The organism is Turicibacter sp. St.80E1, assembly GCF_059728495.1.
Window position 1 is genome coordinate 1,274,908 of sequence record NZ_AP039386.1, and the last position, 15,953, is coordinate 1,290,860.

The window sequence follows — 15,953 nt, forward strand, 5'->3', positions numbered from 1 at the left end:
TTTAAAGAAGCATGGAGACCAGTCGATAGACCTTTTCTTCAAACCGAATCCAAGCTGATTTATTTTGTTCATAGGAATCATCCACTAACAAACAATTTTCTAAGTCCAGTTGAAACTGATGAACCGCTTGACGCGTCAATGTTTTATCATAAATAAAGGCATTAATTTCATAATTAATTTTAAAACTTCGTTGATCTATATTTGTTGACCCAATCGTACATAACTCTTCATCGATAATAATAATCTTTGAATGTAAAAATCCTTTATAAAAATAAACGTCAATGTTGGCTTCACGCAATTCTTTAATAAATGAGGTCGTGGTGCGATACACATAATGATGGTCCGCTATCGTTGGAATCATCACCTCAACTTTTACCCCTGAATAAGCTGCAATTTTGAGCGTCTCTAAAAACAACGAATCAGGAATAAAATACGGCGTTTGAATTTGAATTGTATGAACGGCACTTTGAATCATTTTAACAAATGTTAACTTAATATCATCTGTCGTCGTATCAGGGCCGTCTGAAACAATTTGCATTGGACACAGAGTCGTTGATAAAGGAGAGGCAAAATAGTGATTTAAGTGATCTTTAATATATCTTTCATCTTCTTGATGATCACACACCATGTAATAGTCCTTTAAAAAGCGATGTTGTAACTCCCAAACAGCATCGCCTACTAAACGTAAATGAGCATCTCGCCATGGTGAAAATTTAGGGTCCAAAGACATATATTCATTTCCAATATTCATCCCACCTAAATACCCAATTCGACCATCAATCACGACAATTTTACGATGATTACGATAATTATAATTCAATCCAATTAAGCGAAAGGTTGGAGGATGAAATTGATAGACCTGTCCCCCTGCCTCCATAAGGGAAGCAAAGTATTTAAGTCGGGTCCCAAAGCAACCAGCACTATCAAAAATCAGGCGAACTTCAACCCCTTGTGCCGCTTTTTCAGTCAATAACTGGACTAATTGACGACCGACCTCATCTTCTCGAATAATAAAATATTGAAGATGGATGGATTGCTTAGCTCCCTCGATATCTTTAAATAATTGTTGATATTTACTTTTTCCGTCTGCAAAATACATAAAATCTTGATAGAGGTAGAGGCGGCTACTGTTATAATTTTCATTAAAATGGACCAGCGATGTTATTTTATCATTGAGGGAAACCGATGCTTGGCGCCCCCTGCGCTCGTCTTTAATATCATTTAAAAAAAGTCCGGCTTTTCTCGGCAAGGGGGTCCGTTCAAACAATAAGTACATCACGCAACCAATTGGAGGAAGAAAGACTAAAAGAAGCAGCCAGGCCATTAAGAGCGCTGGCTCCTTTCTTTTATAAAAAATTAAGACAACCATTAAAAACAGGCTGATCACACGGGAAATAAACATTAAGATTGCCATGATAGGGGCGCCTCCTCTTACTTTAAACTCCCCCGGTTCCCCCTATTTTAAAAATAAATGACCGAATCCATAACCGGCATAAATAAAGACAAAATTCCAAATGATAATTCCGAACGTCGAATAAATCGTAAATTTCAAGACATTCATTCGAACAGTCCCAACCGTCAATGAGACTAATGTTCGTGCTACCGGAATGAGTCGTGCAATAAAGACTCCCTTATCCCCGTACTGATCCGTATACCGTATCGCCCGCTCAATCGCCGGGCGCATTTGCTCAAAGCGTTCATAAAACCATTCCAAAATGGGATGGCCTAGGAAATACCCAATCAAATATAGGACATAACTTCCAAGGAGTCCTGCCAATACAGATACTACCAAAGCCATCAAAAAGCTCATATCATTAGCCGCGACTAAAATACCGACCGCTGGCATAATAATTCCTGCAGGTAACCCTGGTAAATTAAGATATTCTAAAAAAACAATGACAAACAAAAAAAACAATCCATACTCGGATAAATAATCTAAAATAACCTGCACATTATCCAATGATACTCCCCCTTTATCTTTCTTAAAATTAGTATAACAAAAAAGGCAACATCCATTCGTGATTCCATAAAGTATCCTTTATTTTTTTACAAAAAAAGTCTAAAGCACCGCTCTAGACTCCTCCTCATTATTTTAAAGTCGATACCCAAACTCATAAAACCAACCAACAACATCGCCAATCACTGTTGTATTCAACGTATAAACAACAAATTGACCTCGCTTTTCACTCTGAATTAAATTGGCATTTTTCAAGATATTTAAATGATGGGTAATCGAGGGTTTACTCATATCAAAACACGCGGCAATTTGCCCCGCTGTCATCTCCCCCTTATTTAATTTTTTTAAAATCGTTCTCCTTGTTGGATCTGCTAATGCTTGAAATGCTTTATTCACAATACTTCCGCTGCTAACCCTATTAGCAAACGGACACCTCCTTTACCTTCTCTTAATATCCCGCCTTTTGGTAACCCTCTAGTTCAGGATCCTCCGGTTGTTTTAAATCTTGACGATAAACTTTTAATTGTTTTAGCATAAAACTAACAAATAAAATAGCGACAAATGTTACAATCCCTTCTACAACATAGACATTCGATACGCCAACTTGGGCCAAAGCTGCCGGAATATCGAGTAATGCGTGAATGACAATCGCTAAGATGTAAAAATATTTTTTTCGTTCCTTCACCGCTTTAAACACTAAGACGCTAAGACCGACTTGAATAATAAAGGTCATGAAGCGCTCATACCCCGCTAATCCAAAAATAAATGGGGGAAGTTGTGTTAATTGGGTTACAATCTGTTCCTCAACTTCTGCTCCTAATCCGAGCATCGAAAGTTGTCCTTGATTAATCAAAAATGAGACAATTAAATTATTCACGTACGTTGTTCCGACAATAAGCATGGCTTCTATTCCACCATGGCCGATTCCATAACTTAATGCATCTTGAATCCGAGTTTCTTTTTTCAAAAACCATTTAAAACTGACGTAGCGTCCGGTTTCCTCAAATACCCCTGCCATTAACCCACCATAAATCGCATAAATGAATGGTTGCATCAGCCATGCTGCTGTCGTTTGATTGATTTTTAATAAATAAAGATGAAGTAGTCCTTCTAGGATCTGAACCATCACAATAAACATGACCATTCCGACAAGAAAACTTTTCAGTGATGCCTGATACCGTCTTCTAATCCAGTAGAGTGTCCCAAGTGGTACTAAAAAACAAATGATGGCTGTTAGGCCCATCATGATCATTGCAAATGAGCTTACCATGTGCTCTCCCCCAATCCCCTATAATTAGAAAATTATTTAATGATATTCTTTATTATAATTTCCAATGTCTGGTCTGTCAATCTTTCTATTTAATCATTTTTTCATATGATTTCTCGGTTTCATTTTCTGAAATTTTTTTAAACCCACACGATTCAAAAAGGCGAAGGGACGCTTTATTATAATGGTAAATAGCTGGCACTGAGATTTTTGTCATTCCAAGTTCCTTCGCTCGCTTTAATAAGCAGTTGATCACTGCCTTTCCAATTCCTTGACCCCAATACGCTTCGACACCGATCGCAATCGGTAAGTTTTCTTCCCAAAGCGTCACGTCGCCAATCGCTAACCAGCGATTGTGCTCAAAGACCTCAATAAAATAAAGCTCGCCACGCGTACTTAAATATTCATACATATTATAAATTTGTGATAAGTTATAAGTTTTATTTTTAACTCCCTCAGAAAGGTACATCACTTTCTTATTTTGATACCATGGATGGGCAAGCCTCCACTCTTCCTTCTTAGGTGTTCTCAGTCTTAAACCTGGTTTAATCTCAATCAATTCTGGCTGTCTTTTCACAGTAATCTCCTTCTTTTTCCTCATTCGTATTCCGTCTGATCGTCTCCTCCTCATGAGACTTCGTCGGTGAGACTTCTCCCATTTTTACCACCCGTAAAATAGAGATAATTTCCTCAAATTCATCCGGACTCAACTCCTCAAAGTGAACTAAACGATCCACTAGGTCTAACACGTAGGCCGGTCTTTTCTTCTCCTGCCGACGATTTAAAAAATAGGTTGAAATGGTTCCGGTAAAAACCCCTAAAAATCCAATTCCACTCATCATAACAAGGGCTGCAATTATTCGCCCCATTCCCGTTTTAGGGACAATATCTCCATATCCTACCGTTGTCACCGTTACGACACACCACCAAAGAGCATCTTTAAACGGCAATCCCTCAACGAGCGACAGACTTCCTGAACCGAGTAAAATCACGATAAATGTCACACCCGTAATATAGTGAAAATTATTCGTTTTAAAAAATTCCCCCATTCGCTTAGAAAGCCGACTTAACATTGCGCTTGCCCGTAGCACCTTTGCAAAATGTAACAAGGAGAACACACGTGTCACTCTAACAATTCTCAATAAACGAAGAACAGAAAAATAGGGAATAATCGTTAATAAATCCACTTTATTTTCCTTTATAAATTGCTTTTTATTCGGACTTTTCACCAATCGATATCCGTAATCGAACAAAAAAAACAACCAAATCATTGTATCAATCCGATTAAACCATCGATTCCAGGTCTCACTCAGTGGTACAGTCAATTGAATAACCGTCATGATGACGGCAAGAAGCGAACAAATAATAATCGCCCAGGAATACAAATTAACTTTCTTCACTAAAATCACCCCATGTTCATTTAGCCTTAGTATACCTCAAAAGGTGTCGGCTTATTTAAACATTTCGTGATTCCTGTCATGACAGCTCCTGAAATTTTTCACTGTAACAAGTTAGAAATGACATCCCCAACCGTTTGCTCTTCATCAGAAGCCTCGTTAGTGTGCGCTCCTTTAATTTTTTCTTTCATCCAATCATACATCTTCGTCTCATCCTCTACCGAAAAGTAATGAGCTGAATGTTCAAGAACTAACAATTCTTTTTCACTCGACGACACTTGATTCATAAATTCCTCGACTAAGGAAACCGGACAAATATAGTCATCCGCTCCCGTTACAAAATAAAGCGGTATTTGAACCTGCTTGATTTCTTCAATCAAGTTAACCTCTTGCAATTGCTTCCAATAGTTTCCCTGATTCAACATCTTATCCGATGCTTGAAATAGTGTATCATAAGCCTCCCCAATAGATAAATCTGGACACGCAAAGACTTGATAAAACCACTGTAACACATTCACATTCGGAAGCCCCTCATTCCATTTCACATAAGCATTACTTTGTGTTAACAACTCCTGAAAGGCCTGTTGACTACTCTGCTTCTCATAAGGGGGAAGCCCAAGTTGCCGCAGTTGCGTAATAAAGTGATGGTGGCCCGTTGTTTCAAATTCTTCAAGCAACCACTCATAAAGCAATCGTTCAGAAGCCTTTGGATTAACAACTTGTGACAAACCAAAATAGCCTGCTAACTGATCCGGTAAAGCTTTCGCAAGTCGCAGACCCAATACACTTCCCCAAGAATAACCTACCAAATAAATTTTATCTTGTTCAAATTCCTCTCTTAAATAGGCAATTAATTCTTTTGCATCCGACTCCAATTGTTCATACGTAAAATCAGAGTCCCCTTTCTGATCACTGAACGTCTTCCCAGCACCCCGTTGATCCCAATAAACAACATTACAGTGGGAACTGATCGTCTCAATTTGATGACGGCCACTTATGCCGTATGGAAGCGAGAGTCCGGGTCCCCCATGTAAAAAAAGGCAAACGGGATTATCCCGATTTTCTCCCTCAATCGCAATGTATTGAGAAATTCCACCTAAAGAGACTTCGCGCATTTCACTAATCCCACCTTGTTTGTTCAGTTGGTCAGCTTGTGCTAACGTGGATTGAAAGGAGAGTTGTCGCATAACAAAAAGGCCGCCTATAATAATTAAGAACATCAATGAAACAGAAGCTAATAAATGAAGCACCGTTTTAAACAAAATTTTTCGCAACAACATCCCCCCCATCTCAATCTCTTACAAACGTATGAAAGGACCGGTTTAAATATGCCAAAAGCTCTCACAAATCATCGGAGAGCTTTGAGCACTATTTTTTTAATTGAGTTAAAAAACGTTCAATTCGCACGAGTGCCTCTTTAATATCTTCGTATGAAGCCGCATAACACGCACGAATATAACCTTCACCGCATGCACCAAAGGCATTTCCTGGAACTGCTAATACCTTCTCACTCAGAAGTAATTGTTCACAAAATTCATCGCTTGATAATCCTGTTGACTTAATACATGGAAAAACATAAAAAGCCCCTAACGGTTCGAAACAATCAAGTCCTAACTTTCTAAACCCATCGACAAGAACACGTCGACGGCGATTATATTCCTTAACCATCATTTCGACACTTGCATCGCCATTTCGCATCGCCTCAATGGCAGCATATTGTGACGTAGTTGGCGAACACATAATCGCGTATTGATGAATCTTTTTCATGGCTTGAATTAATGTTTTAGGCCCACAGGCATACCCTAACCGCCACCCTGTCATCGCATATGCCTTTGAAAATCCGTTAATTAATAACGTTTGATCTTTAACTTCTTCAAAACTTGCGATGGAAACATGTTTCGTTTCGTACGTCAGTTCTGCATAGATTTCATCTGAAATAATAACAATATTCCGATCTTTAATCACGTCAACAATGTCTTGGAGCTCTTCTTTTGTCATAATGGCTCCTGTTGGGTTATTTGGAAACGGCATGATCAGCACCTTTGTTTTTGGCGTTATCGCTGCTAATAGCTCTTCCTTTGTCAATTTAAATTCATTCTCTGCTTTTAGTTCAATCACCTTCGGTGTCGCCCCTGTAAAAGTCGTGCATCCTTGGTAAGCAACAAAACTTGGTTCAGGAATAATAACTTCATCTCCTGGTCCAACTAGGGCGCGAAGCGCTAGATCAATCCCTTCACTTCCCCCAACGGTCACCAAAATCTCATCTTCTGGATGGTAGCTTAACTCAAAACGTCGATGTAAGTAACGTGAAATTTCATCACGCAACTCTAAAAAACCTGCATTTGATGAGTAATGGGTATGTCCTTTTTCAAGCGAATAAATCCCCGCTTCTCGAATGTTCCATGGCGTGACAAAGTCTGGCTCTCCAACACCTAAAGAAATAACCCCTTCCATTTCATGCACCATATCAAAATATTTACGAATCCCCGATGGGGGCATTTTTTTTACGCGTTCTAAAATCATGTCTTCCATCATCATAAGAAAATCACCTCGCGATCATCAAATTCTCGTTCTTTAAAAATGGTTCCGTGCTCTTTATATTTTTTAAGGACAAAATGTGTTGAACAACTAAGCACATATTCCTGCACCGCTAATTTCTCTGATACAAACATCGCGACGTCCTTCATTGTTTTACCCTCAACAATGACCGTTAAATCAAAACCGCCTGACATTAAATAACACGCACGTACTTGATCAAACTGATACAAACGCTCCGCAACTTTATCAAAGCCTTCACCACGTTGAGGAGTTACTTTCACCTCAATCAAGGCCGTTACTTTTTCCTTCCCTGTATTTTCCCAGTTAATCAACGTTGTATAGCCCGCAATGATGCTACGCTCCTCATAATCACGAATCGCCTCGCGAACTTCTTCCACCGTTTTTCCTGCCATAACGGCAATTTCTTCATCCGTATAACGACTATTTTGTTCTAAAATCTCTAAGATTTCTTCCATGACATGACCTCCTTTTTAAAATAAAAAAAGCCTTCATCCCAAAAGGGACGAAGGACAACTTCGCGGTACCACCCTCATAAGTCATCGTGCGATGACCCACTCGACACCCGTAACGTGGGCAACCGGCAACACCTACATTAAGAAAAATTCTTAGTTCTCAGTGCGCAATTCAAAGACTGCTTCCATTTAATGACTCTTACTGAATTTTCACCCTCATCAGCTCGCTAAAAAGATCGCTTAAATGTACTCCTTCTTATCATCATCTTTACTATTGTTAACTATTATAACGAGAAATCCCTCACTTGACAAGAGTCAATCCAAACTTTTTAATTTATCTTTCACTAGAAAGGGACGCTGAAGCAATCAAAGAATCTTTCCACACGCCAACCGTCCAAACACTTGCCCCCATGATTAAGCTATCACAATCATCCAAGCATACGAAATGAATGGGGCAAAAACAGCGGCTAAAAAAGAACCCAGTGGAATCATCCCCCAAGTTAAAGTCATCATCATTCCATTCATTTCCCCTCGAATCGTTGATGGAACCTTCAATTGCCACACCGTCGTTCGGCTGTACTCCCCACACTTCGTGCAAATAAAGAAAGAGATTGTCCCATCACCAAAAGAAACATCCAAGCCTTCCCTAAAGGAAGAGCTATCAATAAAACACCAATTCCACCTAAGAGGGGCATCAAAAACATCGTCCTGTTCAAACCGACAACTTGAATGAAACGACGAGATAAAACAGCTCCTAAGATCGCTCCTATCCCACTAATCGAGAGAACAAAACCGCTCAATGACTCTCCTAAATTCAACGACGTCATGAGATAAAGAAGAAGAATCGTTTGATAAAGTGACATGGCTAAATTAAGTGTTGCCGTTGTCAATAAAACAGCCCGGAGGGAAGGCTCCCTCAAAGCGAGCTTCACTCGACTGAAAAAATGAGTGCTAAACGGCTCAGTCCCCTCATTTATCTTCACTTCTTCACGCTCTACTGATTTAATCGTGCTTAACATCCCCATTCCTACTATTAATAACACCGAAAGAATCAGCAGTGACACGGGCACTTGAAAAGAAGAAACCATCATCCCACCTAAAAGCGGCCCCACTAAATTGGCGACAGATTTTGTTCCCTGAATACCCCCATTCACTTTCAACCACTCATTACGACTAAACAACTCAGGAATCCAAGCACCCATTGTTGTTTCCTTACTCACTACTGCCACACCCATCCCTAAAACAATCAAAAAATACTCCCACTTAAAAAAAGAGTCGACTCCGATGGACAGTGAGCATAAGATAAGTAAAAATGAGGCCACACCCAAGGCAATTAAAATCAATCGTTTCTTCCCAAACCGATCAGCAAGCCTTCCTAAAACATAGCTAAACAATAAATAGCCGAGACTAAATAACATGGTTGCAAAAGAAATTTCAGACGTCGTTAACTGCAATACTTTCAATCCAACAATCGGAATCAAAAACTAAAAATCTCACTCACGATACACCGTAGGGACTCCTCTAACAAAAGGAGAGATCCTATTTTATTAAAGAACATATAGATTCGCCTCCCTCAGGCTATCATCAATCAAATAAAATCTTTTATCCTATAACTAGCTAAACTAAAGACACTTCTATTGCATCAATGGACCTTTCATTACGTCTCTCAACACCCAACGCTTTAATATCGGGAACCATTCACGCATGGCTCTTCTTACGCCTTCCTCCGTCAGATTAGAAATTGCAGCGGCCGTATGAGGAACACAAATTCCAATCATTTCTTCCATTGTTCCATTAAACGTAAACCCTCCGTTTTCAAAACAATAAGAACCATGGTCTTCATTTTTACTACCATCTGCATTCACGTCCATTTACCTAACCTTCGTGTTTAAAATTGATGTTACTCTCACGTCACACCATTTTCCTTTCATAAAAAAAGCTTGTAAGGATGCGACGCTCCGCCTCATCTTTACAAGCATGATATGAAAATAGGATGTAGAATATACTACTAAGCCATATCTTTGACCATATTATTCATCCATTTATTTGATTTAAATCGGTGTCTTAAAATAAAGAAACGAAGGACCTCTTCTAACGTCGAAAGGAAAATCACCGAGGAAATCGACCATTTCAACCAATAAGCGGCGATAAATGCCAGCGGGATTCCGACTAACCACATCGATAACCCTTGGGCAATTGATCCATATTTCGCATCGCCTCCACCTCGTAAAATTCCGACAATTTGCACCCCGTTATAAACACGCGGCAACATAAAAATCGCATAAATAATTAAAATCTTAATCGCATCCGCTCGAACTGTGTCTGACACATTGTACATTAAGACAATGGCAGGTGATAAGGCCGCAAGCGTCACCGCCATCACTAAACCAACAACAACAGATAAACGAATAATCTTCTTCGCATATAAAAGCGCCTGTTCCTCACGATTGGCCCCAATTTCATTTCCAATAATTACAACCGACGCATGGGCCATCCCGAAAATAACAATCGTAAATAAATTTAGAATCGTCGACGTAATTTGTGTCGTTGCAATCGCATTGACCCCGATATGACCATAAATCATCGTATACGTCACATTCGCCAATCCCCAACACGCCTCATTTAACACAACCGGTAACGCCGTTTGATATAACAATTTCACTAACGGAAGTTCAATGGTTTTAAAGTCTTGGAAACGAAGACGCAAAGGCTTTACTTTAATCGTGACGACGGTCAAAATAATCGCACACTCCACCACACGTGCCACAAGGGTCGCCATCGCTGCCCCTTTCACGCCAAGCGCAGGCGCCCCTAATAAACCGAAGATTAAAATCGCATTTAAAACGCCATTGACAATTAAACCAACTAAACTTCCCCACATCGGCAACGCACTATTTCCGATACTTCGTAAAGCGCCTGCATACACAAAGGAAATGGCTGAAACAAAATAACTAAAAATTGAAATGCGTAAATACTCACTTCCTAAACGTACAACATCGGGATCCGTATTAAACAACCCGATAATTTTTTGTGCCATTAAAAAGCCCACAACCATGAAGACAACCGCAAAGGCAGTTGCCCCAAGTAATCCAAGCTTTAACACGGCATGAATCTTTTCTTCATCTCGTTTTCCCCATAACTGGGCAATCAAAATGGCGCAACCTGCACCCACGCCCATCACTAACAAACTATATAAAAAATAAAATTGATTCGCCACCCCAACTGCCGCCAATTGGACTTCACCTAAACTTCCAATCATAACCGTGTCTAACATATTAAGCGATGTCGTAATTAAATTTTGAATGACAATCGGCAAGGTTAAAATAAATAATCGCTTATAAAATGATGTTTCTTTTTTCATCGTTCGCCTCTTTCCTCTCCATGTGTTTTTTTTAGTATTGACCATTTTACATAAAAAATCCCCCAGTTTGAAGTTTTTTCAAAGTGGGGGTTCAACACTTATAATGTAATTTTTACACTCTCATAGACAATTTATTATATCTAAAATTTATTAAATAATCAATCTTTTTTAACGAACCACTAGGATAAATCGACATTTTTCGGTAAAATAATAATAAACTAAACAAAGGAGACGTTCACTATGAGCCAAACCAAGCAAGCCATCAAGGCCCTACTCGAACAAAAAAAACAACAGACGGCAAATCAAAAAACGCAACTTATACCAAGCCGTGAAATGGTCAAAGGACAAAAAGGAAAAAGTTCACGCAAAAAAGCCGGTGTTTTAGGCTAATTTATTTAGGCAACCTTGATCAAGGTTGCCTTTTCTCATGCTCGAAGCATTAATTTTACTAACCCCAAACGAATGATTTCATTTTATGGGTTTCTCCTGTTCCATTTAAAAAATATCTTTAATGACTTCCTCCACACTCACATCATAGTTAGATTCTATAAAATTAATGACGTGATCTAAAACAGAATGCAACGTTGCTTCTGAATTAGATCCTGTTGTCACGCCTAAAACTATTTGTTGATGGACATCAAGCGCCCCAACCTCATGAACCGATACATTAAACTGATTTCTAATCTTCGCGACCAAACTTCGAACAATCATCCGCTTCTCCTTTAAACTCGTGACAAATGGAACACCGAGCGTCACTTCTAAACAACCAATTTTCATTTCAAACCACACCTTTCATTTTTTTCATCAGACATTAATCGTTGCCTTTTCACACACCGCCCGCCTAAGCCCACCCTTTTATTCTTACCACTGACACCCCTCATCCAAAAATACTTGTCGGTTTTTGTATAGATAAAACGTTGTAAATGGTATAAAATAAAAAGAGGTCATCCAAAAGAATATCATTAGTTTATATGGAGGAAAATGAATTATGACAACAAATATGGAGTTAATGAAAAAAATCATTGAAGAAAAACGACAAAAAACGAAACAACAAGATAAATTAAAGCGACCAGATAAACAAATTGGTGAAGCACGCAAACGCATTAAACGACACAAAGGTGGCGGACTATTCGATAAATAATCTTGTCGCACCCAACTTTAATTAAAGGAGAACAACTATGTCTTTATCATTTGAAACACTTCAATTAACTCCTTCTCTGATTGAAGGATTAGCAAAACAACAGATTACAACCCCAACTCCCATTCAAGAACAAGCCATTCCCCTGATTTTAAACCACCAGGACCTGATTGCTCAATCGCATACCGGAAGCGGGAAAACACTCGCCTTCCTTCTTCCCCTTTTTCAAAAAATCGATGTAACCAAACGCGAGATGCAAGTGTTAATTTTAGCCCCAACGCATGAGTTAGTCATGCAAATTGATGCCCAAGTGAAGTTATTAGCGGCTAACTCGGGTGAGCCTGTCACTTCAACAACGATTATTGGCGGAGCAAACATTGATAAACAAATCAAAAAATTAAAAGAAAAACCACACTTCATTATCGGTTCCGCAGGGCGAATTTTAGAACTCATCAAAAAGAAAAAAATTACGGCCCATACCATTAAAACGATCATCCTTGACGAAGCAGATAGCTTACTTGATAATACAAATACTAAAACGATCCAAGATATTATTAAAACAACGTTACGTGACCGTCAATTATGCTTATTCTCAGCGTCAATTAGTTCACAAACAGAAGAGTTAGCGAAAACATTTATGAAAGAACCGGTCGTCTTAAAAATGACGGATCGTATTTCAATGAATCCGAATATTGCTCATTTTTATTTAAAAGGCGATCGTCGAGATAAATTCGAATTATTACGTAAACTGATCGTTGCTGAAGATCCAGAACGTGCCCTTATTTTCGTTAACCAAAACGATTCCATGCAAGAAATTGCAGAAAAATTAAATTATCACCAAAAAGAAACGTTTATGATGCGTGGTAATATAAAAAAAGAAGAGCGAAAACGTGCATTAGACGCCTTCCGCAGCGGTAAAATCAAACTTTTAATCTCTTCTGACCTGACCGCACGTGGACTTGACATTCCCGCTGTGACTCACATTATCCACCTTGACTGTCCGTCAAATCCAAATGAATATTTACATCGTGCCGGACGTACCGCCCGCGGATTCTCTGATGGAAAATCAATTTGTATTATTACCGATAAAGACCTTAGCACTTTAAAAAAATACCAAAAGAAATTTGATATTCAATTTGAAGAAATGCAAGTCAGCCACGGTCAATTTATCCCAGTTAAAAAATAAATAAAAAAATCATGTTCAACCTTTCATTGAACATGATTTTTTTTACCCTCCAAACTCCGCAACTCGTGATAAATTCATTATTTATTTTTCATCCAAAGAGCAAGACGCCTCCGGCTTAAATTTCTGAAGTTGTTCCTCCGTTAAATTCATCACAAATTGACGCTTAATTTCTAAGAGGTGTTTGACATCATTCAAGTATTGAAACAACATGGCGCGATTTTCAAATTCTTCGCGTGTTTTTGGTAATGATTGATTTCTGAAGATGTGAAGCACTTGTGTTGTCTCAACCATGAGCTCATCTGTCGTATTAAATTCATGCAAACTACTCGCAATATGCTCGGTTAAATCCGCCAGTAAAATCGATTGATCGAGTGTCATCTGCAACTTTCCAAGAAGCTGACGCATCCCAATTAAAACTTGATATTGCATCAGCCTCATTTCCATATATTGTGCATAATACGTCATCTCATCATATAAATAATTTTGACGATTGTGCTCAGCCCGTACCTTTGCTAACTCTAACTGATCCGCAAGTGATTGAAACAATACTTCCTCATCAATTGTCACGGAACGACTACGAATCGTTTTGGCCAGACAAAACAAAACTTTACGAAACTGCTCCTCAATTGTAGCTTGATCGTGTTTGATCTGTTGAACCATTTTGGGCATATAGAGATTAAAGATTAACGCAATGCCAGCACCAATAGCGACTAATAACAGTTCATTGACGAGTAAATTCCAATGGATGTATCCCTCACCGAGCACATGCGTCACTAAGACAGAGCTCATGACAATCCCATCACTCAATTTAAATTCAACCGCTAACGGAATAAATAGCAGTAAATACAGACCAAATGAAACCGGATGAAATCCGAATGTTACAAAAAGAATCCCACTCAATAACAGAGCGAGTACAGTTGAATATAACCGTAATTTCGCTATTTCTACTGATTTTTGCTTCGTATTTTGCACGCTTAACACCGTAATAATCCCTGCCGATAGCGCGTATTTTAATCCTAGTGCCTGCGCCACTAAAATAGCTAGGGTTGCCCCTAGCGCCGTCTTAATGGTTCGCATCCCTAAACGATACTTCATTTAAACTTCTCCTTTTTAAAACCTTACATAAGCATGGATAAAAGACGATACACTGACTCTTCCGCTTTCATCCACCACGATTTATTGTTCTCATCTGTCAAATCTAATAAACGGCACCGTTGCTGGTCCGCTTTAAACTGCTCAATTAGCTGATGGGCAACTGATTCGTGATAAATAAATGCCGCCAACTCAAAATTAATACTAAAACTACGAACATCCATATTGACGGACCCAATCGTCGCTAATTGACCATCAATAACCATCGTTTTAGAATGTAAAAAGCCATCGTAAAAATAAACCTCAATCCCCGCTTCTAATAGTTCTTTAATATATGAGGTCGTGGCACGGTGGACGAAATGATTATCCGGGATAATTGGAATCATAATTTTAACGTCAATTCCCGAATGAGAAGCAATTTTTAATCCATGTAAAAACTCACTATCTGGAATAAAGTAAGGCGATTGAATCCAAATGCTTTCCTTCGCCATCGTGACCCACTTAATATAAGTCGCACGCATGTGGTCCCGTTCTTGATCCGGTCCATCATAAACAAGTTGTAACTCAATTTCAGCATCCTCGTGATCTTCTTCGGGAAAATAACGTGAAAGATGCGTTTTAATCTGTTCTAAATCTGACAGACGTTCAATAACAGCTGTATAGTCCTTTAAAAACCGAAGTTGTAATGAACGAACAACCTCTCCCGTTACACGGACGTGGGCATCTCGCCAAGGGGTAAACTTCGGATTTTTCGATAAATACTCATCGCCAATGTTCATCCCGCCAAAATAACCAATCTTCCCATCAATAACAACAATTTTACGATGATTACGGTAATTCCAATTGAGGGTAAAAATCTTTAACTTTGCCGGGTAGTGTTTGACAACCATCCCCCCAGCCTCTTTTAGTGGACGAAATAAAGAAGCAGGCGTCATAAAGCTGCCCCCATCGTCATACACAAGTCGAACTTGTACACCTTCGCGTGCCTTCTGTGTCAATGCTTGAATCAACCGTTCCCCACTCTCATCCCCACGAATAATAAAGTAAAGAACATGAATCGAATCTTTGGCATTTAATATATCCGCAAGCAATGCCTCATATTTCTCCTTTGCATCGTTAAAATAGGTAAATGTCTTTGCCCCCATCACCAGTGATTTATTATAATTTAAATTAAATATTATAAACGATAAATAAGGAAAATGAATGCGTCGATTCATCAATTTCTTCAGTTGCCACTCCACCGTTTCCTGATATTCCCGCTCCTCTACCTCATCGAGAAACGTCGCTTTTTTAGCCATGATTGGACCATGACCAAATAAAAGATACAATAAAAATCCGATAAACGGAATAAAGGTCATAATTAATGTCCATGCAATAATATAAATAGGTTCATCTTTGCGCTTAAAAATCATTCGTAAGATGGTCCATAAATTGATAAACTGTATCACAAAAAGTGATAAAGCAATCATCCACGTTAGCATCACACAGCCGTTGCCAAAAGATTATAAAACTCTATCCTTACTTGTTAGGTCCTCTGTTCACCG

The 15,953-nt window shown here is 38.9% G+C and carries 19 protein-coding genes and 1 other annotated feature; of the genes, 3 read left to right on the plus strand and 16 right to left on the minus strand.

Annotated features, from left to right (window positions below):
• Position 1 precedes the first annotated feature (1 nt).
• From cls (AC6I0I_RS06165) to AC6I0I_RS06225, 13 genes are all read right to left on the minus strand, one after another.
• Positions 2 to 1,414: a cardiolipin synthase gene (gene cls, locus AC6I0I_RS06165; RefSeq protein WP_202618709.1), complete on the minus strand. Its 1,413-nt coding sequence runs from the start codon at positions 1,412 to 1,414 to the stop codon at positions 2 to 4.
• A 42-nt stretch (positions 1,415 to 1,456) separates the two neighbouring features.
• Positions 1,457 to 1,951: a DedA family protein gene (locus AC6I0I_RS06170; protein WP_262950668.1), complete on the minus strand. Its 495-nt coding sequence runs from the start codon at positions 1,949 to 1,951 to the stop codon at positions 1,457 to 1,459.
• Positions 1,952 to 2,092: 141 nt separating this feature from the next.
• The gene (locus AC6I0I_RS06175) at positions 2,093 to 2,353 is read right to left on the minus strand and encodes an autorepressor SdpR family transcription factor (protein ID WP_161831371.1); all 261 of its coding nucleotides are present in this window, start codon (positions 2,351 to 2,353) and stop codon (positions 2,093 to 2,095) included.
• A 52-nt stretch (positions 2,354 to 2,405) separates the two neighbouring features.
• A complete protein-coding gene (locus AC6I0I_RS06180; RefSeq protein WP_161831373.1) occupies positions 2,406 to 3,227 on the minus strand; it encodes a YhfC family intramembrane metalloprotease in 822 nt (273 codons plus the stop codon).
• Positions 3,228 to 3,312: 85 nt separating this feature from the next.
• A complete protein-coding gene (locus AC6I0I_RS06185) occupies positions 3,313 to 3,801 on the minus strand; it encodes a GNAT family N-acetyltransferase (protein WP_262953581.1) in 489 nt (162 codons plus the stop codon).
• Entirely contained in the window at positions 3,776 to 4,624 is an 849-nt protein-coding gene (locus AC6I0I_RS06190) for a potassium channel family protein (RefSeq protein WP_161831377.1), read from the minus strand. Before AC6I0I_RS06190 ends, AC6I0I_RS06185 begins: the two co-directional genes overlap by 26 nt.
• Positions 4,625 to 4,722: 98 nt before the next feature.
• Positions 4,723 to 5,895: an alpha/beta fold hydrolase gene (locus AC6I0I_RS06195; protein ID WP_161831379.1), complete on the minus strand. Its 1,173-nt coding sequence runs from the start codon at positions 5,893 to 5,895 to the stop codon at positions 4,723 to 4,725.
• A gap of 94 nt (positions 5,896 to 5,989) precedes the next feature.
• Positions 5,990 to 7,159 (minus strand): aminotransferase class I/II-fold pyridoxal phosphate-dependent enzyme, encoded by a 1,170-nt coding sequence (locus tag AC6I0I_RS06200; protein ID WP_161831381.1) that lies wholly within the window; start codon positions 7,157 to 7,159, stop codon positions 5,990 to 5,992.
• The gene (locus AC6I0I_RS06205) at positions 7,156 to 7,635 is read right to left on the minus strand and encodes an Lrp/AsnC family transcriptional regulator (protein WP_161831383.1); all 480 of its coding nucleotides are present in this window, start codon (positions 7,633 to 7,635) and stop codon (positions 7,156 to 7,158) included. Before AC6I0I_RS06205 ends, AC6I0I_RS06200 begins: the two co-directional genes overlap by 4 nt.
• 40 nt (positions 7,636 to 7,675) lie before the next feature.
• Positions 7,676 to 7,904 (minus strand) — a binding site (T-box leader).
• A gap of 142 nt (positions 7,905 to 8,046) precedes the next feature.
• Positions 8,047 to 8,196, minus strand: a complete 150-nt coding sequence (locus AC6I0I_RS06210; RefSeq protein ID WP_262950562.1) for a hypothetical protein — start codon at positions 8,194 to 8,196, stop codon at positions 8,047 to 8,049.
• Complete coding sequence (locus tag AC6I0I_RS06215) at positions 8,184 to 9,113, minus strand: MFS transporter (RefSeq protein ID WP_161831387.1); 930 nt, start codon at positions 9,111 to 9,113, stop codon at positions 8,184 to 8,186. The genes AC6I0I_RS06210 and AC6I0I_RS06215 overlap by 13 nt, the downstream gene beginning before the upstream one ends.
• A 153-nt stretch (positions 9,114 to 9,266) precedes the next feature.
• Positions 9,267 to 9,503: a zinc ribbon domain-containing protein gene (locus AC6I0I_RS06220; protein WP_161831389.1), complete on the minus strand. Its 237-nt coding sequence runs from the start codon at positions 9,501 to 9,503 to the stop codon at positions 9,267 to 9,269.
• A gap of 137 nt (positions 9,504 to 9,640) precedes the next feature.
• Complete coding sequence (locus tag AC6I0I_RS06225) at positions 9,641 to 10,993, minus strand: MATE family efflux transporter (protein ID WP_262953582.1); 1,353 nt, start codon at positions 10,991 to 10,993, stop codon at positions 9,641 to 9,643.
• A 240-nt stretch (positions 10,994 to 11,233) separates the two neighbouring features.
• On the opposite strand from AC6I0I_RS06225, the gene AC6I0I_RS06230 reads away from it, so the two are divergent.
• Positions 11,234 to 11,383 carry a hypothetical protein gene (locus AC6I0I_RS06230; protein WP_202618710.1) on the plus strand — a complete coding sequence of 50 codons (150 nt, stop codon included), beginning with the start codon at positions 11,234 to 11,236 and terminating at the stop codon, positions 11,381 to 11,383.
• 105 nt (positions 11,384 to 11,488) lie between these two features.
• Here the strand turns inward: AC6I0I_RS06230 and AC6I0I_RS06235 are convergent, their stop codons facing one another.
• Complete coding sequence (locus tag AC6I0I_RS06235; protein ID WP_161831393.1) at positions 11,489 to 11,770, minus strand: DUF503 domain-containing protein; 282 nt, start codon at positions 11,768 to 11,770, stop codon at positions 11,489 to 11,491.
• Positions 11,771 to 11,981: 211 nt separating this feature from the next.
• Here AC6I0I_RS06235 and AC6I0I_RS06240 point away from each other — a divergent pair, with 211 nt between their 5' ends.
• Positions 11,982 to 12,134, plus strand: a complete 153-nt coding sequence (locus AC6I0I_RS06240; RefSeq protein WP_202618711.1) for a hypothetical protein — start codon at positions 11,982 to 11,984, stop codon at positions 12,132 to 12,134.
• A gap of 37 nt (positions 12,135 to 12,171) precedes the next feature.
• Positions 12,172 to 13,317, plus strand: a complete 1,146-nt coding sequence (locus AC6I0I_RS06245; protein WP_161831395.1) for a DEAD/DEAH box helicase — start codon at positions 12,172 to 12,174, stop codon at positions 13,315 to 13,317.
• 81 nt (positions 13,318 to 13,398) lie between these two features.
• Here AC6I0I_RS06245 and AC6I0I_RS06250 read toward each other — a convergent pair whose 3' ends face one another.
• Together AC6I0I_RS06250 and cls (AC6I0I_RS06255) are read right to left on the minus strand one after the other, a co-directional pair.
• The gene (locus AC6I0I_RS06250; protein ID WP_161831397.1) at positions 13,399 to 14,412 is read right to left on the minus strand and encodes an aromatic acid exporter family protein; all 1,014 of its coding nucleotides are present in this window, start codon (positions 14,410 to 14,412) and stop codon (positions 13,399 to 13,401) included.
• A gap of 23 nt (positions 14,413 to 14,435) precedes the next feature.
• Complete coding sequence (gene cls, locus AC6I0I_RS06255) at positions 14,436 to 15,878, minus strand: cardiolipin synthase (protein WP_237658883.1); 1,443 nt, start codon at positions 15,876 to 15,878, stop codon at positions 14,436 to 14,438.
• Positions 15,879 to 15,953: the final 75 nt, after the last annotated feature.

Bases quoted from the DNA above. Each gene is read 5' to 3' on its own strand.
- cls (WP_202618709.1), bottom strand. From the start codon at position 1,414: ATGGCAATCTTAATGTTTATTTCCCGTGTGATCAGCCTGTTTTTAATG.
- AC6I0I_RS06180 (WP_161831373.1), bottom strand. From the start codon at position 3,227: ATGGTAAGCTCATTTGCAATGATCATGATGGGCCTAACAGCCATCATT.
- AC6I0I_RS06200 (WP_161831381.1), bottom strand. From the start codon at position 7,159: ATGATGATGGAAGACATGATTTTAGAACGCGTAAAAAAAATGCCCCCA.
- AC6I0I_RS06205 (WP_161831383.1), bottom strand. From the start codon at position 7,635: ATGGAAGAAATCTTAGAGATTTTAGAACAAAATAGTCGTTATACGGAT.
- AC6I0I_RS06220 (WP_161831389.1), bottom strand. From the start codon at position 9,503: ATGGACGTGAATGCAGATGGTAGTAAAAATGAAGACCATGGTTCTTAT.
- AC6I0I_RS06225 (WP_262953582.1), bottom strand. From the start codon at position 10,993: ATGAAAAAAGAAACATCATTTTATAAGCGATTATTTATTTTAACCTTG.
- AC6I0I_RS06230 (WP_202618710.1), top strand. From the start codon at position 11,234: ATGAGCCAAACCAAGCAAGCCATCAAGGCCCTACTCGAACAAAAAAAA.
- AC6I0I_RS06235 (WP_161831393.1), bottom strand. From the start codon at position 11,770: ATGAAAATTGGTTGTTTAGAAGTGACGCTCGGTGTTCCATTTGTCACG.
- AC6I0I_RS06240 (WP_202618711.1), top strand. From the start codon at position 11,982: ATGACAACAAATATGGAGTTAATGAAAAAAATCATTGAAGAAAAACGA.
- AC6I0I_RS06245 (WP_161831395.1), top strand. From the start codon at position 12,172: ATGTCTTTATCATTTGAAACACTTCAATTAACTCCTTCTCTGATTGAA.
- AC6I0I_RS06250 (WP_161831397.1), bottom strand. From the start codon at position 14,412: ATGAAGTATCGTTTAGGGATGCGAACCATTAAGACGGCGCTAGGGGCA.
- cls (WP_237658883.1), bottom strand. From the start codon at position 15,878: ATGATTGCTTTATCACTTTTTGTGATACAGTTTATCAATTTATGGACC.